This is a genomic window from Rhodopirellula sp. UBA1907 (genome assembly GCF_002337565.1).
Lineage (GTDB): Bacteria > Planctomycetota > Planctomycetia > Pirellulales > Pirellulaceae > Rhodopirellula > Rhodopirellula europaea.
This window is the reverse complement of sequence record NZ_DDGH01000073.1, coordinates 24536-50902: the sequence shown is the minus strand read 5'-3', so window position 1 is coordinate 50902 and position 26367 is coordinate 24536. Positions and strand designations below refer to the sequence as shown.

The following is a 26367-nucleotide window of genomic DNA, read 5'->3' as shown; positions in this document are numbered from 1 at the left end:
ATCCGATGGCCGCCGAAAACAAAACCGACGACAAACCTGAACTCGAGGATGCTCCGTCAAAACCTCGCAGTAACACCAGTCTGATCGTTCTGTTCGTGGGAATGGTGGTCGTCCTCGAAACAGGAATGTTCTTCTTCCTCGTCCCGAGTGCGGAACAGGTCAGCGCTCTCGCAGAAGCGGAACTGATCCAGTCGGTCCAAGAGGGGGCCGAAAAAGCTGAACAGGAACAGTCCGACGAAAACCAAGAAATTGAGTTTGATTTGGGTGCGTTCGGCGAGACCTTCAGCCCGATCGAAACCGAACGGTCTTTCCGAGTGGAATTGAGGCTCTACGGGCTGATTCGCAAGAAAAACCGCGATAAAATGACGAAGGAGTTCGACTCCAAGAAGGGCCGTCTTAGTCATGCGATCCGAATGAAGGTCCGAAACAGCGAACTGAATGAGCTCACCGAAAACCAATTGGGCTTGCTACAGCGTCGAATTTTGACGACATGTAACCATCTTCTGGATGAAGATTTATTGCTGGGTGTCGGGTTTCACGAATTCCAGCTGATCGAGGAGTGACACGGAGTGCACGATCGTGAGCGAGACGGAGAATCAAACGGAATCCAGCGAACAACTCAATACGGATGATATTGAGGCGTTGCTCAATGAAGCATCGCAATCCCTCGCTGCCGCAACCGGCGACAAAGAATCCACCGAACGCGATGTGCCGCGACCATTCGCCCTTGGCGATCTCTCGCCAAACTCACTCGGTGAAGCCGCCCACGATGTCGATCTTCTCGGCGAAGTCGAGATGGATCTTCGCATCGAACTGGGACGCACCCAAATGCGACTCGAAGAAGTCCTGCGTCTACGTGCAGGCAGCGTCGTTGCTCTGGACAAGCTAGCCGGTGACCCCGTCGACATTTACGTCAACGGTCGACTGATCGCACGTGGCGAAGTCTTAGTCATGAACGACAACTTCTGCGTGCGGGTGACTGAATTGGTCGGAGCTTCTTCATGATCCGTCGCATCACCGGTACGAATCGACATCTGTGGTTGGCGTTGATCGCGATTGTTTGCTTTGGCGAAACCGCCGTCGCGGATCAAACCTACCTCAGCGACACGCTTCCTACGCACAACGCTTCACCGGAACCACCCAAAGTCGTCGGGCGTGGTTTCCCCGCTCTCTCAATGCGTGCGGAGGAGCAAGAATCCTCCGCCTACCAATTGCCATCCGGTAACCCAACATCCGGACTCGAACTCAACCCGGATGATGAATCTTCGCGTTCGAAAACCATTGCTCCGTTGGTCACGGTTGGATCGAGCCTCGCAATCGTACTCGCGTTGTTCTGTGGATTGGTCTGGGTTAGTCGTCGGTTCGGTGGCGGTTCAGCCGCATCCAAACCGCTTTCGCCCGCCACACTCAGCCCTCTCGGGCACATCATGCTCGATCCACGAACCAAACTGCTGCTAGTCAAATGCGGCCGTCGGGTGCTCGTGCTCAGCCAAACGTCGACTGGTGTCACACCGATCTCAGAAGTCACCGATCCAGACGAAGTTCGCGAATTGATCGCAAGTTGTTCCGGCGAAGCTCGTGCCGTCTTTGAGCAAACGATGCGTCAAATCGAACGCGAACCAGTTGCGTCGGGATTCGTTGAACGGCCTGCCGCTTCCGAACCCGTCCCTTCTAAACCACGTCGACTGTTTGCTTCCGCGTAGAAGCGCCAGCCAAACTGTCGCGATCCGGTGCCGCTCGATCAATCGTAGCGTGCCGCAAGATGGCTCCCGCCATCGCCATCCCACTCAAGAAGGCACCTTCGACTCGCGGCCCGCCACACCAATCGCCGCAGGCACCCAATCCGGTGGTTCGATCCCACAAACAATCGTGGTCCAACGGCGACACAGGATTCGCGTATCGCCAACGATGAGCCTGGCTCTCGATCACTCGCTGAAAACGTCGCCCCGTCGCCTGCTCCAGTGCACCAAGCAATTCTTTCGCGACCCAATCAGCCGGCCGTTGCAGATGCTCCTGCGACCAATCCGTCGAGGCATGCAACACCCACGAACTGGCCGATTCGTCGGTTCGCTCGCGACCTGGCTTCGCGTCGTTGCGTGCAATCCATGACAGAGGACCTTCGTTGATAAAAGCGCCCACAAACCCAAGGTCAGACAAACCCTCGCCGCGAACCATCATGGACCAACACGGCAACATCTCGACCTGCTTGGCAGTGGCTTCCAAATCCGAGTGTCCTGCCAACAACGAGGCTGCTTGGGCAGGCGGGCAGTTCATGATCACGCAATCGAATTCACCGCTTTCAACACTCGTTGCTTGATCACTGGAGGAAGAACCACCAGCGTTCTCGATCTGCAGCTTCCAGCGTTCTCCGACTTGGTTCAACGAAACAACGGTCGTTTGCAACTGAACATCGAGGTCGGCTGCCAAGTGCTTGCCAATCGCGTTCATTCCTGGCACCCCCACGTACCGGGGTGTTCCACACTTCTCTTCCACCACCTTCCCGCCCGGCTGCAGTTCTACAATCGGTTGAAGCCAGGGCTCGACCAACCCCTGTTGAATCCAACTCCTCACGTGCCTGGCAAATCGATCGTCGCGAACGGTGAAGTATTGGGCACCATGGTCAAACCCACCGCCCGAATCGCTACGTCGCGTCGCCATTCGACCGCCAACGCCGCGTGACTTTTCAAACACCTGAACGTCCAACCCGTGATCCTGCAGAGTGCGTGCGGCCATCAGCCCGGCCAACCCCGCGCCCACCACCGCGACTCGCGGCAACCCTGCCGCGACCGGACGGTTGATCCATTCGGACACCTGAGGCTGATCAATGCGTTTGCCTTGCTCATCAGTGGTCCGTGAACGCACCTTTCCATAAATCGGTTGTTCAGGTTCCGAAGGACGATCGAACTGACCAAAGGACCACAGAATGCCGCTGTAGCTGATAGGGCTTCGTCCATCGATCGCATACCGATGATTCAAGTCAATGCACTGAGCGAGTGCCTGACAGGGTTGCGATGTCATTGCCAAAAAAGCTTTGCCCCAAGTCATCCGCAGATTGTGATGCAACTCGCCGTGTCTCAGCAGACTCTTCTGAGCCAAGTTCCACAACGATTGCGACGACTTCCCACGTGCAAGTGTCTCCCAATCCAGAACTTCTTCCCGAGGATCGTCAGCATGTTTCTCGAGCGTCTCGCGTGCCCATTTCGGCAACACGGCCATGGTGTCGAGGTCTTCCACATGCTCCAGGCAAAATCGGAACACCATTTCACGCCATACGACCAGTTCGTCAACGTACTTCCTAGCACCCATCGCAGCGGCTTCCCGAGCGATGCGAAACGGACTGATCATCCCGTAGTGCAGGTAACCACTCAGACGACTGACACCCAACGGATCATCAGGATGATTGCGTTGCCTGGAATACTTACTCAAAGATTTTTCGCGAAAGCGATTCCAACGAGCGTACCCAGCCCGCGTGCCACCGGGCGTATCAGCGACGGGACCAACCGAATGATCGACCTTGCACTGGCTGATCAAGCCAGCTAAGTCGACGTCCTGCAAATCAATCGGCTCAAACCCCAACGATCCAGTGAACTTGGCTGGCAGCAGGTTGGCCGGCAATTCTTCGTACGGATGAGCCAGTCGATTCTCGAGCTCACTTTGGATCAACCGCCGAAACTCAAACGCTCGCGTAGGCACGGCTTCGACAGATTGAGATGGCACAATGCAACTCGTGTCGACCAACATGATCGGCGTTGTCACCAAACTGCGCAAACGCTCAACCCAACATGCTATTGGTGCAACGGGCATTTCCTCACTGACCAACACAGCAGCTCGACGGCACAAGTCCCTCAGGTGTGGCCCACGATGCCCATGACGTTCCAGGTGAAACGCGTAAGTGATTCCCCGTGCCTGCAATTCCCGCTGGACGTCACGTGCCCCTTGCATGATGAACGCGTGATGGCGATCTGACGCGTAGGGATATTTCTCCGACAAGCCGTGGTAAACCAACAACGGCAATCCGGTTTTGTGCGCCATCCAAATCGCAGCATCCAAAGCCGGATTTTCATGCCCCCGCAAGGCGTTGTGCATCCAGTACAGCACCATTTCACCCGGTGGATGATCGGTTTCATTGGGTGCAACCACCCAACGCCGGCGCTCAGCCAAATGTGCGGGGATCATTTGATCCACAATGGTTTACTCCAGAAAAATAGGTCGGTCGATTCAATACGGTAGACGCACGGCAAACAAAGTCACTCAGCATCCAATCACGCTGGCTACCGGATCAATCGGCGGGCCAGCCAACCTCGCTTCAATTCGCTTGGAACACTCAGCTTCTGATCCTCCGTCGCGACCAACGAGCCCAACACCGACTTGGCTGCCATTTGCCCACTGATCGCCGCTCCTTCCATCGTCGCCGGCCACCCCGTCGCAACCGCATCCCCGGCCAAATGAAGCCCCGGACGAGACGTCTTCGATGCGGGCCGCCGAACTTGAGTCTCTGGACTGACCGAAAAAACGGCATGCGGATCGGTCACCACACGACTCTTCAAAACTTTCGGCGTTCCCGCTTCCGGAAACGCCTCAGACAATTCTCGTACCACTTCGGAAACCAGTTTGTCTTTCGGCCAATCGCTGCCGGCATGTCGACCGCTGATCACAACTTGATGATAGACACCTTCCGCAGGCGACATGTTTTCGGTTGTTTTGATTGGGTCCTGAAAAAACCACTGAGCCAGAGTTCCCACCATCACCACATGAGGCTTGGATGTCAACGAACGGTCGAGCCAAAGGTGCAACCCAGTGATCGGCGAGGACGCGAATGCGGTCGCTGGACCGATGCGATCGGAACGCCCCTCTGTCGGTTGATCGCCCCAAACTTGCGGGAACCAACGTCGACAGACATGCCACGGCGTTGCCACGATCACATGGTCAGCAACCTGAGGATCGGCGCCGGAGCGTTCGACATTCCACCGATTGGTTTCAGCGTCCCAGTTCAATTCACGGATGGCATGCCCCAGTTCAAACGCGACTCCACGCTGAGCCAACGGCTCCCGAAACCCATCGCCGAAAATTTCAGACAAAGGGCGCCGAGGCACCCAAACATCGCTCGCGTGCCTCGCACCGGCGAATCCATCAATCATGACTTTCCTGGCAGCGGCCATAGAGACCCGTTCTGGAACGTCCCCTAATGCGCTGACCAAAATCACATCCCAAAACTTTTCCAGCGTGTCTTCGGATTGCTCATTGGATCGCAACCAATCCAAAGCGGTGACGTCGATCAAATCAAACTCGGACGTCCTCATCAAACGCCACAAGGCGGCCCGAATTTCTCGTTGGTTCTTCTTCGTCAAATGCTTCAGCGACGATAACGCTGATGAAAGATGCAACGGCGGTGGCAACCAACGACTTGGACGGAACCGGCTGAAGCCATGTTGCGGATGATAAAACGTCAACTCGTCGTAGCATTGAAAGCGATCCAGCAGATTCATCCGCTCGAGCATGTCCAACAAAGTCGTGCAGCACCCCATCGCAACATGCTGGCAATAATCCACTGTTTGACCGGTACTTGGCTCCACAAACGATCCAGCTCTCCCGCCCGTGTTCCGTCGCGATTCCGCCACCACGACCTGCATTTCACCACGTTGAAAAACACCCGTCCGCGAAAGTGCTTCCGCAGCGGCCAGCCCGGCGATTCCTCCACCAACGATGACGACTCGACTCGTCATACCGGTTCGTTGCCACGAGTCGGAACTGGCTCTTTTACCGTGATCAACTCAAGCGGCGGAACGGGCAAACGACGGTACAGAGGACCAACAAAATGATGAGACACGATGCCAATTCGATCACGCATTCCCAGCGAAACGCGGCGAGAAACCACGGCATCCGGATCGTCGATGATCCGCTGCAACAATTTCCGATACGTCCGCCACATCATGCTGAACATTGGCCGACCATCATCGTGCAACGAATCCCAAACACGCCATCCTGAATCAAACAACTCCGCCGCCCGCCGCGTCTCGTCAAGCAACAAACATCGTAGCCGTGCGTCTTTTCGCGGATTCAACAGATCATCTTCCTCTAAACCATGTTGTTCGTAGTGCTGACGGGGAAGATAGATCCGGCCACGAGCGGCGTCTTCACTGACATCTCGCAAAATATTGGTCAGCTGAAATGCCAAACCGCAATCCACGGCAGCCTGCATCGGCAATGGCGAACGGAAGCCCCAAATATGCAAGCACGCGATCCCAACCGCCGAGGCGACCAAGTAACAATAGTGCTCGAGTTGCTCGAACGTATCGAACCGATTTTTCTGCTGGTCCGCCATCACGCCATCAACGATCTCGAGCAAATATCGAGACGGTATTTGGTAGCGATCTGCCGCATGCCGCAGTGCTGGCATGATCTCCGTAGCGTGACGAACCAAATCGACTGACGAATTGGGAGGAATGTCTTCGACACCATCCGCCAATCGGATTGGCTGGCTGCCTTCGCCGATCAGATTCATCGCGGTGGTTTGTCGCCACCATTGCAGCCAACTCCTTCGCAAAGTCAGCGGTTCGTCGCAGTCTCCTAAGTCGTCGGTCACGCGTGCGAAGGCATACAACGCGGACATCGCGTCCCGCTTCGCTCTCGGCAACAACCAAAACGAGCGATAAAAGCTGCTTCCCGACCGACGTGAGATTCGTCGCACCGCGGCGTAGCTGGACATCAGTTGCTTGTGATCAGATGTCATCGCGATGTTCCTCCACGGACACGTCCTGGCCAACACCGTTGCCACATCGCCCGACCGAGCAATCGCAATTGCGTCGAACGACGAACAACCGGACGAACTCGCAACACATCGAAATCAATTGCCTCGATCGCGTCGACGGTTGCCAGACCGCCCTCAACGAAAAGCTTCAAGTCCGCACTCAGCCAACCCGGTACCTGATCCACCAAAGGCATCCCTCGGTGAAAGCGTTCTTGTGTTCGCTTGCACAAAAACTTGATCGCATCACGAACTTCCTCTGGAGTGGTCTGCCCCGATTCCAATCCCCGTCGGATGGTTTCGTCTTCGAATCCAAAGCGCTGCATGATCGACTCAGGGATATACACCCGACCGATCAACCGGTCCCGCGAAACATCTTGCCAGAAATTCACCAACTGAAGCGCCGTGCAGATTTCGTCGGACAACAACACGTTTTCATCGCTATCCGCATCCGCGAGTCGCAGGATCATTCGCCCGACCGGATTGGCCGACCGGCGACAGTAATCGAGCAATTGTTCCTCGTCGCGGTAGCGCACGATCGATTGATCCTGAACAAAAGCGTCCAAGAGATCATCCAGCAGTTGCCGAGGAATCGAGAATCGATGCACCGTGTCTGCCAACGCCACAAAAATGCCGGCGATTTGGCCATCCTGCCGCTCGGCGGAATACATCGCCGCAACCGCCCGTCGATACTCTGCCAACGCTAGAACGGCTTTCTCTGGCGTGCCCGATTCATCGGCAAGATCATCCGCCGTGCGACAAAAGGCATACAAATCGTAGAAAGGTTGCCGAATGGCCCGCGGCAGCAAACAAGTCGCCACCAGAAAGTTTTCCCGACTCGCTTTCGCGATCGCCCGGCATTCGGCCCGCGAATCCGCCAATCCGTCGCGAAAACATCCGCGTCCGTCCTTGCCCTGGATGATGGAGGTGCGTTTTGCCTCCGAATCCGCGGCCCCGGAGTACGCCGACTCTGAACGCCCCAAAACTTCGCGACTCGAACCTTCGCAACCCGAATCAGCGCACCGCGATCCTCGATTGGGCTCATCCGTGCGATCGAAGGTGGTGGCTGGGGGCAACGAGATACCTGGCTGAGAACAACGAAAATTGGGCCGTTGGACGTTTTGGGGCTTCTGCGGTTATTCTAGCGGATGACCAACTCCTCAAGAACAAACACGCTGAGTGCCTGCGTTTTCACGCCGTCAGCGACCTCAAAAATTGACACCCATGAAAATCATTTTGGCGGCTCCCCGAGGTTTCTGTGCCGGGGTCAACATGGCAATTGATTCGCTGGATCTGACGCTGCAAAAATTTGGGCCACCGGTCTACGTTTACCACGAGATCGTCCACAACCAATTCGTGGTCAAGACTTTTCGCGAAAAAGGGGCTGTCTTTGTCGACACCATCGACGAAGTCCCGGAGGGCGGTGTGTTGCTTTTTTCGGCTCACGGCGTATCGCCGGAAATTCGCAAGGCGGCCCAAGCTCGCAAGTTGCATGCACTCGACGCCACCTGCCCATTGGTCACCAAAGTGCACTTGGAGGCGATCAAGTACGCCAAAGCCGGTTACACAATCATCTTGATCGGACACGAAGGTCACGACGAAGTGCTTGGCACGATGGGCGAAGCACCCGAAGCGATCGTGTTGGTCGAAGATGAATCCGACGTCGATCGATTGGAATTCGCACCAGGCACTCAACTGGCCTACCTCACCCAAACAACCCTGTCGGTCGATGATGCCGGACGTGTCATCCGACGACTTCGCGAACGGTTCCCTGAAATTCATTCGCCACCGAAAGACGACATCTGTTACGCGACCCAAAACCGGCAGGAAGCCGTCAAACTGCTCCGCGAAGATGCCGACATCATCGTTGTCCTCGGCAGCCAAAACAGCAGCAACAGTCAACGACTTCGCGAACTGGCGGCTGAACAAGGCAAACGTGCATTGCTGGTCGATGGACCACAAGACCTCGCGGTCGATCAGTTTTCTGACGACGACCGGGTGCTAATCACCGCTGGTGCAAGTGCTCCCGAATCAGTGGTCCAGACGACCATCGATTGGCTGAAAGAAAACTTCGATGCATCGGTGGACACACAAGTCGTCCGAGAAGAAGACGTGCAATTCCCATTGCCCAAACCCTTGCGAGCTTTCGCGGCTGAACAAGCCGCTGCAAAATGAGTGCCTGAATCAATGGCAGAGGCACAAGCCCAGCTCAACGAGCGAAATAGAAGCCACTGAGTACGCTCTCACCGATCTTCGAACGGTTCCGCCAATCCTTCAACGATGCCAATGCGTTGATTGACTTTGATGGGCTTGCTCTCGATAGCTTCCCATCGCTGAACTTCTCCGTTTGGCCACTGCACGGTGATGGAATCCAACGTAGCAACGTCACCTAGGCCAAGATGCAGGATCGCTTCGTTGTGACAAGCGTAGCCATCACCCGCCGTGACCGCACTTGCCCAAACCCGGTCACCCGCGGTCAACTCGACGCGAGCCCCGATGGCATCCCGCTCGGATCGCGTACCGATCAGTCGCAACTGGATGTAGTTGCCAACGGCCTCCGTTTCGTTTCGCAAGAGTTCTGCTGCGGAATCCGCGTACGTCACCGCCGCGTCCAGACGCCCATCGCGATCAAAGTCGCACGTCGCCACACCACGACCAAGACGTTCGCGTCCCCATTGGCCGTCAGGATCGTCCATTTTCGCGATTTCGAAACGGTTGCCTTGATTGACCAACAATTGCGTCTTCATCCGAAAGGGTGTCCCACGGTCAGTCAAATCCTCGACGTGCCCATTGGCGACCAACAAATCAATCCAGCCGTTGTTGTCATAGTCCAAGGCCTGCACACCAAACCCTGTTGTGCGTGACGTCAATTGATCGATCCCAAACGCGACTGCACGATCAGCAAACATGCCCACACTGGTTTGGCAAAAATGGTTGGCCCATTCGTCGTAGAAATTGCTGACGTGCAAATCCAGTTTCTGATCACGATTGTAGTCCGCCATCGCGATGCCCATGCAAGCGTTTTTGTCTCCACCAGGTCCAACGGCGACGCCTCGTATCGCAGCTTGGTTTTGCCACGAGTGCTCTCCGTTTGCATCGCCAGATTGAAACCAAAGATGGTTGGCTCGTTGATCATTCGCGACGAAGACTTCATTGCCCGGCTTCTGATCGATGTCGGCAATCATCACCCCCATGCCGGTGCTGCGAGCTTGTTCTGAATCACCCAATGATTGTCGCCGTCCGGCACCCTTTCCGCCTGAAACAAACACCTCGCTCAACGCCGGTTGAAAATGCAACGGACCGGGCAACTTCACCGGTGTCCCATCCGGGTTTCTTTCGATTGGCTTCCGAACCGCAGGATCATCGACGTAATTGATCTCGACAATATCTGGCAGATTGTCACCGGTCACATCAGCGATGGCCGCGGAAAGGGTGAACGATTCTGAAGAAACCGATTCAGTTTCGCTCAATTCCGAGAGCAGGTGTTTTTCAAACGTCCCGTCTGCTTGGTTGATCAGCAATGCGTTTTCACCAAAGTTGGCAAGCAAGAGATCCGGCCAACCATCTTGATTCCAATCGCCAGCGGTCACCCCGTGCCCATATCCGCGATCGCCGCTCATCGACGCATCGACGATGTCAGTGAACATCCCATCCAGATGACGATACAAGGCATTGGCCTTCACGCCCGCACGCTTGGCAGCCTCGCCTGAAGCTTGGTTAAAATACAAATCAACTCGTCCATCGGCATCGAAGTCCAAACAAGCTACGCCGCCACCCAACGGCTCGTGCAATCGAAATTCCGACTCGACGGGATCAACCGCGTTGAACCATTGAAAATGGATGCCCATCTCCGATGCCACGTTCACCAAACGAGCTTGGGTCGACTCGACTCTGGTTGGCGATTCGCTGCCGGCCGGAGTTTCGCTGCGAGATCGCTTGGCCAGTGCTTCCATCCAAACGGAACTTTGGTCTGCAAATTGTTTGGGCTCCAATCCCACCAACAAAACTTGCTCGTCGATCCCTTTGGGGTGTTTCGCGAACGTTTCCTGCGTTGTTCGTCTGAGGGTGCTCCAGTCCTTTATCGGATGCATGGATGCCAAAAGCGTTTTCCAACCCAGCGATTCTCCGAGACAACCTTGCTTCCAAAGCATGTCTGCCAAACGGTCGAACATCTCCGCTTGTTCCTGTCGAGACATCGGGTTGGATTGTGCATTCCAGAGTTGATTCGCGAGCCACTGCGTCTCGTCCAACTGCAGCAATCGCTCGTCAAGTCGTTCGCGAGCATCCTCGAGCGTACGTTGCTTCGCGGAATTAGCCCCCGCTTCTGCGCCCAAAACATCCAATGCGGCGGAAAGGCTATCCCATGCCACTTGGCTGTGCGGTTCGCGACGGATCGCTTCCAAGAAACAGCGAGCGGCGAAGTCATTGCGGCGATCAAAATCTGCTTGCGTCACTTCCGTTTGCGATGAGAGCACGCCATCGCGCAGTGCGGTGCCCCACGCCAACCAATAGGCCGGGTAACGACGAAGCCGTTTGACGTTGGCCTCAATCGCCCAATCAATCCAAGAAGTTTCTTGCTGGGCCGATGCAAACAACCAACCAAGCATTGCAACGGCAGCAGGATCATCGCGTTTGACTTCCGCACTGTTCTCCAGCACCTCGATGGCTTCCTGCAAATCGCCACGACTGCGAAGCGCGGCAACAACACTCAGCACTCCTTTACGATTCACCGCCGCTTGATCTTGGATGTCGGGCTTGGCTTCAAAATTGACCTGAGGCCGATACGGATAGATCAAACCGATCAACTCAGGCGGACTCAAGACAACACGTCCCGCAAGCAAACGGTATTGCTCGTTCGCATCGAACCGATAGCCACGCTGAGCCAACAACCCCGCGTAGTCTCTTCGCAATTCGACCTTCTGAGGATGAGCCTGAATCAACTCCCGCAACCGCCTCATCGCTTCGCTCGCATCGCCCGCTTCAAAAGCCAAGCTGGCGGCCTGCGACGCGAGTGCAATCTCGTCAGATGGTTTGGTTGCGATCAATTCATCCAACAACTCGATCGCTTCCGACAGTCGGCCATCCCGAACCTGCTGTGCAATCTGTTCTCGCGGGCTCAATGGTTCACTGACGGTGGATTTCGGCTCATCCTCTGGAACGACTGAATTGGCTGGTGTGGATGGTTTACAGCCGATCCAACAGCAAAGACACAACAGCCCCAAGCACCAATCGCCACTGCGACGATCAAGCGTCGTCGGTAGCGAGAAAGTCGCCTTGGCAAAGTTCGTCAAAAGTATCAATGGCTGCATGCCTCGATCATAGCCGAACGGCCACAAACGAAGCGATCCGCGACGGGTTTTCTCCCGCCGCGGATCATTGAGAAGCTTGCGATAAGCATCGAAGAGAAGTGCGGCCGACTGGCGGCCAATCCTCCAACCTTCCCGACACTCAACCGCGGAAGGTGGATTCAAATTTCATCCTGCGTCCTTGAACGGACTACTTGGGTGCCGCGTTGCAGACATAAATCCGCATCGAATGACGGCCGACTTCGACGATTCGATTGTTCGGAGGCATCGGACCATCGACATCCGGGTAGATGTCTTCTGGTGGTGCTGCGGCGGTGTCCACGAACAGATTCCACTGTGTTCCCCGAGCAATTGCCGGGAAGTGGAATTCGCGGTGATCACCGGTGCTGTTGAACATCAAAATCACGTCTCGGCCGAGACCTTCCGGATCATCGATTCGGCTGGGAGCAGCAATGTACGCAGCCATCGCCAACTCACCTTGATCCCAATTCAATGGGTCACCCGACGGCCCATACCAAGACACGTCCGGCACCTTGCGTCCATCAACCGGTTGCCCGGTCAAGTATTCACGGCGACGAATCGTTGGCTGGTTCTTACGGAACTCAATCAACGCACTGACGAAACGAACCAAGTCAGCGTTCTTTTCGACGAGCCGCCAATCAAACCAAGAGATATCGGTGTCTTGGCAATACGCATTGTTGTTGCCCTTCTGCGTTCGGCGGGCTTCGTCACCACTGACGATCATCGGCACGCCTTGGCTGGTCAACAACGTTGCCAACATGTTGCGAACTTGTTGGCTGCGAATCGTGCTGATCGCCTTCTTTCGCGTCGGGCCTTCCACGCCATAGTTGTCACTGATGTTGTGGTTGTCACCGTCGTTGTTGTCTTCACCGTTGGCTTCGTTGTGCTTGTCCTTGTACGAAACCAAATCGTTCATGGTGAAACCATCGTGCGTGGTCACCAAGTTGACACTGCAGGACGGCGGACGCCCGGCGTGTTGATACAAATCGCTGCTGCCCGCCAAACGGGTCGCCAATGGGCCGAGCGTTCCAGCATCACCACGCCAGAAACCTCGCACGTCATCGCGGTATCGACCGTTCCATTCTGCCCAGCGGTGGTTGCCAAAGCTACCGACTTGGTAGGCCCCGGCTGCGTCCCATGCTTCAGCGATGATTTTGGTGTCGGCCAGCATTGGATCTTCGGCGATCAGCTCCACCATTGGCGGATTGGGAATCAAGTTCCCGCTCCTATCGCGGCTCAAAATACTGGCCAGGTCGAACCGGAAACCATCGATGTGGTAGTTGTGGACCCAGTGTCGCAAGCAATGAAAAATCATCTCGCGAACGACAGGGTGATTTCCATTGATCGTGTTGCCGCAACCGCTGTAGTTGCAGTAGTGCTGGCCTTCCGAAAGGATGTAATAGACTTGGTTTTCAAGTCCCTTGAACGACAGAGTTGGGCCTTGTTCGTTGCCTTCGCAGGTGTGGTTGAACACCACGTCGAGAATGACTTCGATCCCTGCGGAGTGCAGAGCCTTGACCATCTGTTTGAACTCGTTGACCTGAGCACCAGGAGCCGAGTCGTGTGCGTAACCGCGGTGAGGCGCGAAGAACGCCATCGGGTCATAACCCCAGTAGTTCGGCCGCGAAAGTTTTTTGCCCTGCGGGTCCCTGATGGGGAACTCATGCACAGGCATCAACTCAACCGAAGTGACGCCCAATGATTTCAGGTACGGGATCTTTTCAATCACACCGAGGTAGCTGCCAGGAGCCTTGACCTTGGCGGTCTTGCTCTTGGTGAAACCTCGAACGTGCATTTCATAAATGATCGATTCGCTAACGTCACGACGAACGTGACGATCACCTTCCCAGTCAAATGTTCCATCGACGACCACGCACTTTGGCGGGCGCACAACACCATCGGTTTGCTTTTGGTAGGTTCCCGCCAAAGCCTGGGCATAAGGGTCGATCAACCGAGCCGTTGAATCGAACCGGTGACCGTTTTCAGGTTCCCAGGGTCCGCTGGCTTGGAAGTGATAAAGTTGGCCTGCTTCCAGGCCGGGTACGTGCAAGCTCCAAACGTCACCCCAACGGTCGGTTCCCCGATCGAAGTCAATGACTTGAGCTGGTTCGCGATCGGTCACCTTGTTGTACAACAACAACCGCATTTCGGTTGCGGAACGGCTGAAGACCGAAAACTGCACTCCCTTCTCCGTGAGCGTCGCTCCGAATGGCGGGGAGTAGGCGAACTGAAGATCGGGGCACGGTTGTCGCATCAGCATGTAGAGATCGCTCCTTGAGTCGCTGGCCTGAATCGGTTGCCGTGGTCCTTCGAGACCATCGTGTGCTCGGCGAAGTTCGCTGAACCCACTTGTGACGAACCGGTCAGGCATTTTCCAGTTGTCCGCTCAACCCTAGCACTCGATCACGGATCGGCAGGCGAAACCCACCACCACGGATCAAATCTGACCTTGGACGAAACTCCCTGCATCAAACGAATCGATCGATTCATCAAGGCAAGCTGTTCCGGCACCACTTATGATGCAGATCAGAACACTATTCCGGGCTCAGCCAAAAGGATTGGCCGAATCCGACAACCTTTCATTTCAGTCGCTCTCAAACGTCTCCCAAAGAGGAAATTTAGAATCGTGTGACTGCACCATGATATCGTGCATCCAAGCGCCAGAGTTACAAACACGACCTCCCGCAGGCGGCCCTGTTATCGATCTCCCCTTGTGTACAAATACAGGTCCGGATTCCGCCCTGACACATTGAACAGGTCTATGAACGAACAAAACCCGTACCAAACGACCATCAAAATTTCCGAAGACTCGCACGCCATCGCCGGCATGCGGTACGGTGGTATCGGCCGATTGGCTTTTGCACTCGGCTATTTTGGGATCACAGCGGTCCAGTGGATTCTCGCCTCAGTCGCTTACTCAATGACCGAGGCCGGGGTGGTTTCGGTTGAAGTCCCGCTGACACTGATTGCGGGAGTGGCCACGATTGCCCTGTCGTGGTACCGAATGATCAATCAAGGCAGCAGTGGATTCTGGGCCTTCGCGACGATCATCCCGCTGGTCAACCTGCTTGTCTTCCTGCGCTGCATGGTCTATCCGGAAGGCTATGCGGACACCAAAACACTCGACACCGCTGGCAAGGTCATCGGTCTGGTACTGTTTATCATGTTGCTAGGCTTCATCGGAATGTTTTTCTTCGTCTTCTCGATGTGATGCCTCACCGTTTAGCCAACTCGCCTCCATTGATGCAAACGACCATTTCAGGCAGAAAGGCCTGGGAACTTTCGCCCATCCTCTGCCTGACCGAGTGAAGCGAACCAATTCTCGACGATCAAGGAATCTGAATCACTTCGTGCCCTGCTCGCGTCGACATCGACTGCCAAAGTTCAAGTTCAACAGAATCCGTGATGAAGCGAACCGAACCATCCAGCAACGACACATGAACGCCACCCTGGTGATAACTTCGCGAAGTGACCGCGGCGTAGGTGCGAACACCTGCCGGGGGTGATTTGCCTTCTCGCATGTTCGTGAAGTCAATGTCGTATTCCACGCCAGAGATCTCGCACAGAACTTTCTTGTTCGGTGAAAAGACCGTCGTCACACCGGCCTGGTGCACACGGCCATCAATCCATTCGGTGTGTCCCGTTTCGGTTTTGAAATCGCCACCCAAAGCACAAATCTCGTCCGTGTCGATCGTCATCGTTCCGGTGTGTTTCGCGTCACGAGCATACGGTGTCCAACCCTTGACTTCCGCCAGAGCCATTGTGTTGCTGGTCCCATCCAAGCAATCGCGAAAACCGAGGTAGCGACCGGGAACGAACATTCCATCGCCAACCTGATTCGTGGATTCATTCAGCACAAACCAAACACCTTCGTTGGTGGCGTAGTTCAGCTTGTAATACTGTGGACCGGACGATCCAGAGCGAGGGTTATCCCGCGGGTCGCTGGGGCACTGGTAGGCAGGGACCCGAAAAGACGACGTGGGAACCTGGACGCCATCGATCGTCAGATAGGATTCGCCGTAATCCCGGCTGAAGTCGACCCCTTCCGACAAAGCCGCTTCCTCGAGAAACGGAAGGATGCGAGCCTGCATCGACCATCCCGATCCTTGGCCAGGGTTCGTCCAAGCCGGCGGCAGCTTTTTGTAGGCCGACTCGTAGTTGTGAATGGCGAGAGAGACTTGTTTGAGGTTGTTACCACAGCTCATCCGGCGAGCGGCCTCACGGGCGGCTTGAACGGCGGGCAGCAACAATCCGACCAGAACGCCAATAATGGCGATCACAACCAACAGTTCCACCAAAGTGAACCCAAGCCGCATCGTTGCGGGGGATTGATTCGTCGAGGGGGCGGTGATGAGTTTCGATGGTGCGAGCGTGCGCATGCAATTGTCCCGAAAACAGGTTTTCGTTGAAGAACAAGCATGGCTGGCGAGAATTCGCGGCCGATGAAAGGAGCAATCTGACAAACAATCGATCGACGAAACTTGATTTCGTTTGGCTTGTCAGAGACTCGGAGGCATCGTCGCGTTCTTCAATGGCTGGCTAGCTTTTGAAGGTGAACGGGGGGCTCTAATGCGATCGACTCGCATTATCAAACCCTTCGCGGCCAGAACGATCAAAACGCAGCCCCCTCTTTCGGCGTGCAATCGGCAACGCGAACCGCACGAAGGGGATTTCGCCCGTGTTTGAGCCCCTCGCCCTTGAACATTTCACCTGGTTTAACGTAATATCTGGGATTCGACCGACAGCGAATTCACTTGACCGACGGTTCTGTCGAAAACCACCGTCGTAACACCCTCATTGGCTCGAGTTTGAACGTCATGCAAGACGGCATTCACCCCAACTACCAAGAAACGTCCGTCACCTGCGGTTGCGGCAACACTTTCACCACCCGCAGCACGCGTCCCGAGCTGAAAATCGACATTTGCAGCGAGTGCCACCCGTTCTACACCGGCAAACTGAAATACGTTGACACCGCTGGTCGTATCGACAAGTTCCAGAAGAAGTTCGCTGCTGGTACCTACGGATCGTTGCAAAAGAAGAAGGCTAAGAAAGCCACCAAATGAGCGGATCTATCCGCGATATCCTCGAGGAAAAACTGGCGCGCTTCGAGAAACTCGAAAGCGACATGTCCGACCCGGAAGTTCTCTCCGATGGTGCTCGCATGAGCGCGACGGCACGAGAACACGGCGGACTGAACCGTTTGGCCAATCAATATCGAACTTTCAAACGCCTGACGGATGAAATCCATCAGTGCGTGACGATGGTCGCTGATGCCGAGGATTCCGACGAACGTGAAATGGCAGAGGCCGAGATGGATACGCTTCGAAAGGAGCGCGAAACCATCTGGGAAGACCTGCTTTCGTTGACCGTTGGCGGCGAAGACTCTCACCGTACACGGTGCGTGATGGAAATCCGCGCCGGCACCGGCGGCGATGAAGCAGCGTTGTTCGCACGTGACTTGTTCGAAATGTACACCCGCTACGCCGAAAAAGTGGGCTGGAAGACCGAACTGATGGACGCCAGCCCCACTGAAATGGGCGGCTTCAAAGATGTCACGTTGACCCTCGAGGGCGACAATGTCTTCCGTGACCTGCAGTACGAATCAGGTGGTCACCGTGTCCAACGCGTTCCTGAAACGGAAACGCAAGGTCGCGTGCACACCTCCGCCGCAACTGTCGCGGTGATGCCAGAACCCGAAGATGTCGAAATCGATCTGAAACCAGACGATTACCGCAAGGACTTCTTCGGTGCATCCGGCCCCGGTGGTCAGCACGTCAACAAAACCGACTCGGCCGTGCGACTGACTCACCACGAAACAGGCATCGTCGTGCAATGCCAGGACGAGAAAAGCCAACACAAGAACCTGGCCAAAGCCCTTCGCGTTTTGAAGGCTCGGATCTACGAAAAGAAACGCGAAGAAGAAGCGGCCAAGCAAGCCGAGGCTCGCAAGGGATTGATCGGTTCCGGCGACCGAAGCCAACGCATTCGAACCTACAACTTCCCGCAAAATCGGTTGACCGATCACCGCATCAACCTAACGATTTACAAACTCGATCAAATCATCGCGGGCGATCTCAATCCTGTTACCGAAGCGTTGATCGAATATGATCGCGATCAACTCCGCGGCGACATGATTGACTAATTTATGGCTGAAACCAGCAACGACACTCCGTGGACCGTCATGCGTCTGCTGGAATGGACCACGGACTTCTTCCGGAAAAAGGGCAGCGAATCACCGCGATTGGATGCGGAAATCCTGCTCGCCCATGCGCGTGGTTGCCAACGCATCGAACTCTACACGTCGTTCGACCAAGTTCCCGAAGAAGAACAACGCGTCGCTTTTCGCGAACTCGTCCGGCGACGCGGTGAAGGCGCCCCCGTCGCCCAACTAGTCGGCTATCGAGAGTTCTATTCGATCTCGATTCGCGTCGACGAGAATGTGTTGGTGCCTCGGCCCGAAACCGAGCACTTGGTCATCGAAGCCATCGACCAAATCAAAGGTCGCATGTCTGACCGGCCGAACCCAACGGTGCTGGACATCGGAACCGGCAGCGGGGCGATCGCGGTTGCAATCGCCAAGTCACTGCCAAAGACGCAAGTCACCGCCGTCGACATCAGCTTGACCGCTCTCGACATCGCCAAGTGGAACGTTGAGAACTTGAAGCTCTCCGATCGTGTCACGCTACTGCAAAGCGATTTGTTTGATGGGCTGGAACCCGACCAAACCTTCGACGTGATCTGCAGCAACCCGCCCTACATCAGCCAATCTGAGTACGACGAACTGCCAACCACCGTCCGCGAATTCGAACCTCGCGGTGCGTTGTTGTCCGGTCCCGATGGAACCGAAATCATCGCCCGGTTGCTCAACGATTCAGTCGAGCGTTTGAACGATGCCGGTCAGCTGATCATCGAACTCAGCCCCATGATCGCGGGTGCCTGCAAAACGCTTGCCGAGCAAAACGGTGGCTACAAAGAGATCCACCTGATCAAAGACCTCGCCGGTCACGAACGCATCCTCTCGATGCAAAAAGCCTGAACCGTTCCGCGTTGAGGCTCTCTGATCGAGTTGCCGACGGAGAGCCTCCGTCGGCTACACCCGACACGGCAATCATGTAGCCGACAGAGGCCCTCTGTCGGCAAAACACGCCGGCAATGCAGCCGACATCGGCAAACTCATCGCCTCGGACCTACAGGGGAAACCAATCCCTTCCGGCGCTGGTTGCGCTCAGGCCGACGGAGAGCCTCCGTCGGCTACACTCGCCATGGCAATCATGTCGCCGACAGAGGCCCTCTGTCGGCAAAACACGCCGGCAATGCAGCAGACGTCGGCAAACTCATCGCCGCGGACCTGCTGGGGAAACCAATCCCTTTCTGTGTTGGGTTGCGCTCAGGCCGACGGAGAACCTCCGTCGGCTACACTCGCCACGCCAATCATGTCGCCGACAGAGGCCCTCTGTCGGCTACTCCGAGATAGCTGGCATTGCTTTGACCGTTTCGCCGATGATTCCGACGTGGCAGTTTTCGAGCAGCGTGCCGGATTCGAAGTACACGTTCTTGGCCGCGATCATGTACTCGGTCATCGCCAAGTGATAACGAGTTTGTGATTCGTTGAGCCTTCGCTGGGCGTCGAGCAGTTGCTCCAAACTGATCGGCAAACCTGCCTTGCGGTTGGCCTCGAGAGCATCCAGTGCATCCTTCGAAGCCAGGTAGCGATTCAGGTTGGTTTCCATCTGGGCGTATGCCCGTTCCGTCTCCGCGATGACGGCCATCAAATCGTGAGTGATCTGCCGCTCTTGCTCTCGCAACACCGCCCGTTCACGCGCCACCTGGATCTTGGCGTGCTGCACCGCCGCGTGTGCCTGACGAAAACCAACTGGCATTCGGAACTCGACTCCGGCCTCATACTCTTGGTAGTCGCCAGTCCCAAGTTCGTTGAACGCGGAATCGCTACCCGCCAAATCCTTGCCGAGGCCACGCAGTCGATACGTGGTGACAAGGTCCAAGGTTGGCAGCTGAAAATTCTTCGCCGCGATGACTTCCAACTCGCGACGTTTGACCAGCAACCGTTGCTGTTGCAATTCGCTCCGCATTCGCAACGCGTCAACGGCCAACGATTGAGAGTCAAAGATCAACGGAGCCGACAAGGGTTCGTCGACAGGACGCAGCAGTTGCCCATCTGCGATTGGCAATCCAATCAGCAACCGCAAACGACGCTCCGCCGCTTGGACTCCCGTGACGCCCGCGAAGGTGCCGCCAGAGGTGGAGTTGTTGGTTTGAGTTCGCTGAATCAGTTTGCCCGCAATCGCGTCTTGTAGCTCTGACACAAACCGGTAGTACTGCTCTCTTGCCAGTGCTTCCGCCGAACCGCCACGACGGTTCGACGACTTCTGTGCGTCGTAGCTTCGCCAAGTCTCCAAGCTACGAGCGACTGCTTCTTGCTTGGCGTCAACATCACGGTAGGCGAAGTACAAATCCCAGTACGCATTGACGACGTTGCTGAGATAGTTGCGAGCGTCTTCGCGAAATTGTGCGTTGGAGATATCGCTGTTTGTTTTCGCAATCAACACACCGTTGTACACGCCCGGCAAAGCCGCCGGCCCGGCGATCCGGTTGAACGCCAACCCGCCGCCCTGCAGCAATGGTTGTCGCAATTCGGCATGCAGTTGCGTCTGCCAAGCACTGGGCGTCAAGTTGCCCGTCGCATTGTTTGCGTCGTAGTCGGTGATGCTTCGCAGACTGATCTCCGCACCCGTTGCCGTTCGCTTGGACAACTGCAACACGTAATCATGCACATCTTGCTTGAACGCGTTGGCACCACCACCAAAGAACCGGTTGTTGAATCGACGGTCGTTGTTCTGCCAAGTTCCAACAGCGGTGAGCTGCGCATCAAACGCCGAGAGCGCGGCTTCCATTCCCAACTGCGGGTCGGTTTGAACCAAACCAGGGCTCTCATCCGTCGTGACCGTCTCGGGTGCTCGCAGCACCGTCGCGTTCAGGTCTCGCAAAACCTCGCTGTTGCTCATCGCTTGATCGAGAGCCTGCTGCAGCGTCAGGTCTCGATAATCCGCTTCGGCCAGAGCCTCCGGATCTCGCAATGTCAGTGGTGCGATGACGGGAGTCATGAGAGTCTCTGGCGGTGCCCCGGCGTCCACTCGCGACATGATCTGATCGACATGAGCAGTGCGATTGCCGATCGTTTCAGGCAATGCCCGCGAAGCACGGCAACCCAACGAACTGATCGCCGGTGCCATTGTCAGGACCATTCCGCCGGCGCACAAAATCCGCCGAGCTCGATGACCCAAAGCCCATCGAACCATCGAACGACCTGCACTGGGTCGACCTTTGGTCACACTTTCCCCTCGATGAATCCGCTAAATGAGGGCGTAGGAAGCACAACTGATGCGACCCGCACTATCCGGATTCTTCGACTGATCGATGCATCGAGATTGAGCGAATCTCAATCAAATGGAGCAGCGACGGTTTCCAAGTACACCCAAACAACGACGCTGAGACTTTACAGCGGCTGGTTAAACTAGGCAGCTGGTTTCGACCGTGAAACCGGCTCCAAATCGCAACCATGACAGCCGCCATTCCATCTCAGACCGTCGTGTCGACCGATGAACTGACACCGTATCAACTGTGTCATCACATCGTCGCTCACACTCGCGCCGACCGAGCGTTGTGGTTTGCCCGACGACAGAACCAATGGGTTCCGATGGGCTCCTCCGTGCAATCCGAGATCGCGGTGGACTCGCCCGTCGCTCGCGATTGGTCCTCGATCCTTTCGCACATTCACGAATCGACCGAGACCAGTACTGACACGGTCTTTCAAAACCAGCTGGATCGATATCGCGAGACCTCAGGTGCGCAAACGATTCTGATTCTGCCGCTGCGTGCCAAAGAGGCAACCGAAGCGACATCGTTCTTGGTTCTTGAAACTTTCGACTCATCGGCACAACAAGTCGACTCGGCGGACCTGCGAGCGGATTGGGAATCGATCAGCCACACGCTTGCTCCCGCACTCCAGCGTGCTGTCGACCAATTCCAAACGACTTCGCCACGACCCAAAGGTCGATTTTCGCGAGCCATTTTGGCGGCCGTCTTTGCGGTAGTCGTGTTGGTTCTGTGGGTCGTCCAGGTTCCCTTGCGACTCCCCGTGGAAGGCAGCCTGGAACCGATCCACCAACAACGTTTCTTTGCACCGACTGCGGCCCGAGTGGTCACGGTACACGTCGAAGATGGACAACAAGTTGAGCAAGGCACCCTGCTCATCGAACTGCGAAGCGACGAACTGGACCTGCAAACCCAAATGGTCGCGGGCAAATTGGCGACCGCGAAAGCGGAACTGGCCGGACGCCGCACCATCCGATCGGATCGGTCGACGCCATCGGGCTCTTCCAACTCATCGACCGACTCAAGTGGCCTGCAGTCATCGACGAACGAATTGGTTCTTCGAGAGCGCATTCGGTCGTACGAGAAACAACTTGAGCTACTGCAGTCCGTGCAAGCATCGATGTCGATTCGATCGACAGTCCAAGGCCAAGTCCGACGTTGGGATGAGGAAGAGACCCTGGTTGGCCGTGATGTCTTCCAAGGACAATGGCTCTTTGACGTAGTGGATTCGTCCGCCGGAATGATCGCCGACCTGGAACTGGCAGAGCAACACGTAGGGCATATCCTGCAGGCTCAATCCGAAAGCCAGCCTTTGACGTGCCGCTTGCGTCTGCGGGCCCAGCCTGATGTCAGCTGGACCGGTGAAGTTCAACAAATCGCATCCGCGGTGCATCCGAATGCTGAACAACAACCTGTCGTCCAACTCAGCGCGACCGTGCCGCCAACACTGGAAGGCGTCACCGACCAACCCATGGGCTCGACGGTCGTTGGCGATGTAGAAGCAGGACGACGAAGTCTCGCGTACGTCCTCTTTCATCCCTTCTTCGATTCCCTTCGGGAGATTTGGTAATGCATCGAGCACTGATCGCAGCGGGACTTTCGCTTGTCGTCGCTTTCCCCGTATTCGCCCAAGATGCGAAACGAGGAGACTCCAACGACTCACAACAGCTAACTTGGATTGGCGATCTAATCGTCACACCCTCGCAATCAGGTTCCGCCGTTGCCATGCATCCCGGACGGTTGGTCCAAATTCATGTGACCGAAGGCGACGCGGTTGCTCGAGGCGAACTGCTGGCAAGCCTCGACGATGAGGTCGCCAAGCTGCAACAACAGTCGGCCGAACAAGATCTCGCGATCATCCAATTTCAAAGCGACCAAACACTGGATCTCGATGCGGCGTTCGCATTTCTGGAAGAACAAAAGAGCGCAGCCAAAGAACACGATGCCGGCGCAGCGATTCAAAAACGTCTGGCCGAAAACGACATCCGTGTGCTGGCCGCCCAAAAAGCCGAAGCGGTTGCCAAAAGCGAATGGACGCGTGCGGTCAACGCCAAGAAAGATTTCGACGACGCGGTTTCGCAATCCGAGATTGATCAATTCCGCCTCGCTTATGAACAACGAAGCTTGGAAACCCAGCAAGCCATCTTTGAACAAGAGAACGCTCGCTTGGAACAATCGGTCGATCAGGCCACGGCGGCATCTCTGCAAAACAAAATCCGATCGGCCGAAGTCGCAGTCCGACAAGCCAAAGCCGCGGCGAACGTTGTCCAGCTCAAGACGAAACTAAAAGAGAAACAACTCGAACTGGCAACGGTGAACGTCGACCAACACTCGTTGAAGTCGCCGATCGATGGCATCGTGGTCGAGGTTTCGCACCGCGTGGGTGACTGGGTCCAACCGGGCGAATCGATCGCGCGTGTTGTGCGGCTCAATCGTCTGCGAGTGGAAGGCTATCTGCCCGCCAAATGGATCCATTGGCTTCGTGACGAATCCAAACCCAAGCTGATCATCGAGCTTGCGACGGGTGAGACAACCGAACGAATTGGCGAAGCGAAATTCATCAGTCCCGAAGTCGACCCGCTCACGCGAGAAACGCGATTTTGGATTGAAATAGACAACGCCGACGGGAAACTGCTTCCTGGCTCGCCAGCCCGACTGATACTCCCGCACAACGATCACGGAACGACACGATGAGTTCCGCGGCCATCCAGCCTCGATTGCGTCCGGATTTGATTTGCCGCATCATCCGCATTGGGAAATCCTTTCAATGGGTGATCCGAGATCCTGTCGTATCGACGCGAGGCTCTCACGACCGCTTCTCGGCGCAATGGATGGTCAACGAGCAAGAATTCGCGATTCTTCAAAGTCTGGATGGACGTCGGTCATTCGATCAAGCCCACCTGCATTGCCAACGTTTGCTCGCTCCAGTCGAACTTTCGCGAGAAGATTTTGCGGCCTTCGTAGACCAAGCCAACCGAAACGCTTGGGTCACAACCGCGTCTGCTCATGGCACTCCACTGCTCTCGCAGAATGAAGCAGGAACTCAGCGACATGAACTCGGCGAGTCGTTTTGGCGACGGGTTCTACACAACCCTTTGGCCATTCGAATCCCATTGGTGGATCCCGATCGATGGCTCGATCGCCCTGTACAAATCGCTCGAAACTTTGTTGCAAGAAATCAACGTACATGCACGGTGATTGGTTCCGCGTGGACTGTGCTCGCAGGAGCCATTCTTCTTACGCACTGGGAACGCTTGATTCCAGCGATCGGCCAGAGTGCTTCGGCGCTACAATCTCCATCCACGTGGATCGTTCTGGCGTTTGTGATTTCGGGGGTCAAGCTGATCCACGAGCTCGCTCATGCGATAGCATGCAAATGGTTTGGAGGAAGCTGTCACGAGATGGGTGTCATGCTGTTGTTTGGTATCCCTTGCTTGTACTGCGACGTCAGCGACGCTTGGTTGATCCCGCAACCATGGAAACGAATGCTCGTCTCCGCCGCAGGAATCCTGGCTGAGTGTGTGCTTGGATCCCTCGCGCTGGTTGCCTGGACCCATTCGATGCCTGGACTGCCGCAAAACGTGTTGTTGTTTGTGTTGATGGTCACATCGGTCAACACGATGATTCTGAACGGCAATCCACTGATGCGTTATGACGGCTACTACCTGCTGTCCGACGCGGTTTCGATTCCCAATCTGGCGACACGTTCCCGAGTCGCGTTGCAAATGCGATTGCGGTCTTGGTTCTGGGGTGCGTCATCGATTCAAACGGAATCGCAGTCCCAACCCACCGCGGTGCAAAACGATCGCAACTCACTCGGCTTGCTCGCCTATGCAACTGCCAGCAGTGCTTATCGCTTAGTAGTCTTCGGAACCATCGGCTGGTTGCTCCTCAATCATCTCGCGTCCATCGGTGCGACCACCATCGGCATCGCCGCTATTGCGATCCTTCTGTATCGCGTGATGCGAGTTTGGACCGCTCCCATCCTGCGAACGCCATCCGAGGTCGCTCCCGTGAAAGCTCGTCGCCGATCTCGATTGATGATTGGTCTGGTTGCTGCCCTATCGGTGGCAGTTCTCTCGATCCCGCTTCCTCATCGCGTGAATGCGACGGCGAAGGTTCAACCGATCCAGCAAACCGAGATCTTTGCATTGACCGCGGGACGTTTGGAATCCATTGCCTCCACGGGACATTTCGTACGAGCCAACGAGTCGATCGCCAAGTTGTCGGATTGGAAAACCTTCCTCCAAATCGAACGCCTCGAGGGCGAGATTGCTGAATTGGAAGCTCGCCTGAAAGGGACTCGCATGAGCCGCATTCGATCGGACGCCGAAACTCCCACCTTGGCCAATATCCCGACCATCGAATTCGCACTGCAATCCAAACGCGAAGAACTGTGGACGATCCAAAAAGAGTCGGAGCACCTTGAGATTCGTTCGCCTCACGCGGGCCGGGTCGTTGCGGTCTCGGCCAAACCCATCACACCAAGGCAGCGGTCACGATCCCAAATTGGTTGGAGTGGGCAACCAACCGAAGCGATCAACCGGGGAGCTTGGATCAACAGCGGAACTCCCATTTGCAATGTCGTTTCAGACGATCAGCAAACGGTCTCGGTGTCCATCGATGCATCGCAGATCGCATGGGTGCGAGAGGGCCAAGCGGCCGTCACGACCTTCCCCTCCGGTACCGCATGGAATGGGTATGTCAGTGAAGTGGGCACGCGTCCGTCTGAGAATGATGGGACCTACGAAGTCACCGTTTCACTTGATCCTGACAAGCGACCGTTTGACTTCCCTCCGCCATTGAACTGGACGGTCAAAGTGAGCGTGCACGTTGAGCCCGCTTCGCTGTGGAAACGAACCCGACACTGGTTGGCCACCCACTTCCGTACGAATAGCTGAC

General features: G+C 55.9%; 19 protein-coding genes. 11 read left to right on the top strand and 8 right to left on the bottom strand.

All coding sequences use genetic code 11. The features are described 5' to 3' along the window. Nucleotides 1-5: 5 nt before the first annotated feature. Genes B2R17_RS15925 through fliO form a run of 3 tightly spaced genes read left to right on the top strand, consistent with a single transcriptional unit; the run spans nucleotide 6 to nucleotide 1703 of the window. Entirely contained in the window at nucleotides 6-563 is a 558-nt protein-coding gene (locus B2R17_RS15925; RefSeq protein ID WP_286764755.1) for a dihydrolipoamide acetyltransferase, read from the top strand. A gap of 16 nt (nucleotides 564-579) precedes the next feature. Continuing rightward, a complete protein-coding gene (gene fliN, locus B2R17_RS15920) occupies nucleotides 580-1005 on the top strand; it encodes a flagellar motor switch protein FliN (protein ID WP_007326461.1) in 426 nt (141 codons plus the stop codon). Further along, a complete protein-coding gene (gene fliO, locus B2R17_RS15915) occupies nucleotides 1002-1703 on the top strand; it encodes a flagellar biosynthetic protein FliO (RefSeq protein WP_286764754.1) in 702 nt (233 codons plus the stop codon). Before fliN ends, fliO begins: the two co-directional genes overlap by 4 nt. Here fliO and B2R17_RS15910 read toward each other — a convergent pair. From B2R17_RS15910 to hpnC, 4 genes are all read right to left on the bottom strand, one after another. Then, nucleotides 1672-4185 carry an FAD-dependent oxidoreductase gene (locus B2R17_RS15910; protein ID WP_339888189.1) on the bottom strand — a complete coding sequence of 838 codons (2514 nt, stop codon included), beginning with the start codon at nucleotides 4183-4185 and terminating at the stop codon, nucleotides 1672-1674. The two genes, fliO and B2R17_RS15910, sit on opposite strands and share 32 nt — an antisense overlap. An 86-nt stretch (nucleotides 4186-4271) precedes the next feature. Then, nucleotides 4272-5723: a hydroxysqualene dehydroxylase HpnE gene (hpnE, locus tag B2R17_RS15905; protein WP_286764752.1), complete on the bottom strand. Its 1452-nt coding sequence runs from the start codon at nucleotides 5721-5723 to the stop codon at nucleotides 4272-4274. Next, nucleotides 5720-6730: a phytoene/squalene synthase family protein gene (locus B2R17_RS15900; RefSeq protein ID WP_286764751.1), complete on the bottom strand. Its 1011-nt coding sequence runs from the start codon at nucleotides 6728-6730 to the stop codon at nucleotides 5720-5722. Before B2R17_RS15900 ends, hpnE begins: the two co-directional genes overlap by 4 nt. Beyond that, nucleotides 6727-7728 carry a squalene synthase HpnC gene (gene hpnC, locus B2R17_RS15895; RefSeq protein WP_286764750.1) on the bottom strand — a complete coding sequence of 334 codons (1002 nt, stop codon included), beginning with the start codon at nucleotides 7726-7728 and terminating at the stop codon, nucleotides 6727-6729. The genes B2R17_RS15900 and hpnC overlap by 4 nt, the downstream gene beginning before the upstream one ends. 241 nt (nucleotides 7729-7969) lie before the next feature. Between hpnC and ispH the strand changes: the two genes are divergently transcribed. Continuing rightward, complete coding sequence (gene ispH / locus B2R17_RS15890; RefSeq protein WP_008664659.1) at nucleotides 7970-8920, top strand: 4-hydroxy-3-methylbut-2-enyl diphosphate reductase; 951 nt, start codon at nucleotides 7970-7972, stop codon at nucleotides 8918-8920. A 68-nt stretch (nucleotides 8921-8988) separates the two neighbouring features. On the opposite strand, the gene B2R17_RS15885 is transcribed toward ispH, so the two are convergent. Both B2R17_RS15885 and glgX read right to left on the bottom strand, forming a co-directional pair. Beyond that, a complete protein-coding gene (locus tag B2R17_RS15885) occupies nucleotides 8989-12054 on the bottom strand; it encodes an FG-GAP-like repeat-containing protein (protein WP_286764749.1) in 3066 nt (1021 codons plus the stop codon). A gap of 187 nt (nucleotides 12055-12241) precedes the next feature. Next, nucleotides 12242-14443 carry a glycogen debranching protein GlgX gene (glgX, locus tag B2R17_RS15880; protein ID WP_286764748.1) on the bottom strand — a complete coding sequence of 734 codons (2202 nt, stop codon included), beginning with the start codon at nucleotides 14441-14443 and terminating at the stop codon, nucleotides 12242-12244. A 390-nt stretch (nucleotides 14444-14833) separates the two neighbouring features. Between glgX and B2R17_RS15875 the strand changes: the two genes are divergently transcribed. Beyond that, complete coding sequence (locus B2R17_RS15875; protein WP_286764747.1) at nucleotides 14834-15283, top strand: hypothetical protein; 450 nt, start codon at nucleotides 14834-14836, stop codon at nucleotides 15281-15283. Between the two features lie 118 nt (nucleotides 15284-15401). On the opposite strand, the gene B2R17_RS15870 is transcribed toward B2R17_RS15875, so the two are convergent. Next, the gene (locus B2R17_RS15870; protein ID WP_286764746.1) at nucleotides 15402-16451 is read right to left on the bottom strand and encodes a DUF1559 domain-containing protein; all 1050 of its coding nucleotides are present in this window, start codon (nucleotides 16449-16451) and stop codon (nucleotides 15402-15404) included. A gap of 438 nt (nucleotides 16452-16889) precedes the next feature. Here B2R17_RS15870 and rpmE point away from each other — a divergent pair, with 438 nt between their 5' ends. The 3 genes from rpmE to prmC are packed head-to-tail and all read left to right on the top strand — an operon-like array spanning nucleotide 16890 to nucleotide 19108. Beyond that, nucleotides 16890-17135: a 50S ribosomal protein L31 gene (gene rpmE, locus B2R17_RS15865; RefSeq protein WP_007328932.1), complete on the top strand. Its 246-nt coding sequence runs from the start codon at nucleotides 16890-16892 to the stop codon at nucleotides 17133-17135. Further along, a complete protein-coding gene (gene prfA / locus B2R17_RS15860; protein WP_286764745.1) occupies nucleotides 17132-18214 on the top strand; it encodes a peptide chain release factor 1 in 1083 nt (360 codons plus the stop codon). The genes rpmE and prfA overlap by 4 nt, the downstream gene beginning before the upstream one ends. Before the next feature lie 3 nt (nucleotides 18215-18217). After that, nucleotides 18218-19108 carry a peptide chain release factor N(5)-glutamine methyltransferase gene (gene prmC / locus B2R17_RS15855; RefSeq protein ID WP_286764744.1) on the top strand — a complete coding sequence of 297 codons (891 nt, stop codon included), beginning with the start codon at nucleotides 18218-18220 and terminating at the stop codon, nucleotides 19106-19108. A gap of 424 nt (nucleotides 19109-19532) precedes the next feature. On the opposite strand, the gene B2R17_RS15850 is transcribed toward prmC, so the two are convergent. Then, nucleotides 19533-21389, bottom strand: a complete 1857-nt coding sequence (locus B2R17_RS15850) for a TolC family protein (protein WP_286764781.1) — start codon at nucleotides 21387-21389, stop codon at nucleotides 19533-19535. A gap of 260 nt (nucleotides 21390-21649) precedes the next feature. Between B2R17_RS15850 and B2R17_RS15845 the strand changes: the two genes are divergently transcribed. From B2R17_RS15845 to B2R17_RS15835, 3 genes are read left to right on the top strand one after another with little or no spacing between them, the layout of a single operon-like run. Next, nucleotides 21650-23035 (top strand): biotin/lipoyl-binding protein, encoded by a 1386-nt coding sequence (locus B2R17_RS15845; protein ID WP_286764743.1) that lies wholly within the window; start codon nucleotides 21650-21652, stop codon nucleotides 23033-23035. Next, the gene (locus tag B2R17_RS15840; RefSeq protein WP_286764742.1) at nucleotides 23035-24159 is read left to right on the top strand and encodes an efflux RND transporter periplasmic adaptor subunit; all 1125 of its coding nucleotides are present in this window, start codon (nucleotides 23035-23037) and stop codon (nucleotides 24157-24159) included. The genes B2R17_RS15845 and B2R17_RS15840 overlap by 1 nt, the downstream gene beginning before the upstream one ends. Further along, entirely contained in the window at nucleotides 24156-26366 is a 2211-nt protein-coding gene (locus B2R17_RS15835) for an HlyD family efflux transporter periplasmic adaptor subunit (RefSeq protein ID WP_286764741.1), read from the top strand. The genes B2R17_RS15840 and B2R17_RS15835 overlap by 4 nt, the downstream gene beginning before the upstream one ends. The last annotated feature ends 1 nt before the right edge of the window (nucleotide 26367 follow it).

Bases quoted from the DNA above. Each gene is read 5' to 3' on its own strand.
- B2R17_RS15875 (WP_286764747.1), top strand. From the start codon at position 14,834: ATGAACGAACAAAACCCGTACCAAACGACCATCAAAATTTCCGAAGAC.
- B2R17_RS15835 (WP_286764741.1), top strand. From the start codon at position 24,156: ATGAGTTCCGCGGCCATCCAGCCTCGATTGCGTCCGGATTTGATTTGC.
- B2R17_RS15900 (WP_286764751.1), bottom strand. From the start codon at position 6,730: ATGACATCTGATCACAAGCAACTGATGTCCAGCTACGCCGCGGTGCGA.
- glgX (WP_286764748.1), bottom strand. From the start codon at position 14,443: ATGCCTGACCGGTTCGTCACAAGTGGGTTCAGCGAACTTCGCCGAGCA.
- rpmE (WP_007328932.1), top strand. From the start codon at position 16,890: ATGCAAGACGGCATTCACCCCAACTACCAAGAAACGTCCGTCACCTGC.
- prfA (WP_286764745.1), top strand. From the start codon at position 17,132: ATGAGCGGATCTATCCGCGATATCCTCGAGGAAAAACTGGCGCGCTTC.
- hpnE (WP_286764752.1), bottom strand. From the start codon at position 5,723: ATGACGAGTCGAGTCGTCATCGTTGGTGGAGGAATCGCCGGGCTGGCC.
- B2R17_RS15885 (WP_286764749.1), bottom strand. From the start codon at position 12,054: ATGCAGCCATTGATACTTTTGACGAACTTTGCCAAGGCGACTTTCTCG.
- fliO (WP_286764754.1), top strand. From the start codon at position 1,002: ATGATCCGTCGCATCACCGGTACGAATCGACATCTGTGGTTGGCGTTG.
- B2R17_RS15870 (WP_286764746.1), bottom strand. From the start codon at position 16,451: ATGCGCACGCTCGCACCATCGAAACTCATCACCGCCCCCTCGACGAAT.
- ispH (WP_008664659.1), top strand. From the start codon at position 7,970: ATGAAAATCATTTTGGCGGCTCCCCGAGGTTTCTGTGCCGGGGTCAAC.
- B2R17_RS15840 (WP_286764742.1), top strand. From the start codon at position 23,035: ATGCATCGAGCACTGATCGCAGCGGGACTTTCGCTTGTCGTCGCTTTC.
- B2R17_RS15850 (WP_286764781.1), bottom strand. From the start codon at position 21,389: ATGGTTCGATGGGCTTTGGGTCATCGAGCTCGGCGGATTTTGTGCGCC.
- B2R17_RS15925 (WP_286764755.1), top strand. From the start codon at position 6: ATGGCCGCCGAAAACAAAACCGACGACAAACCTGAACTCGAGGATGCT.
- B2R17_RS15845 (WP_286764743.1), top strand. From the start codon at position 21,650: ATGACAGCCGCCATTCCATCTCAGACCGTCGTGTCGACCGATGAACTG.
- prmC (WP_286764744.1), top strand. From the start codon at position 18,218: ATGGCTGAAACCAGCAACGACACTCCGTGGACCGTCATGCGTCTGCTG.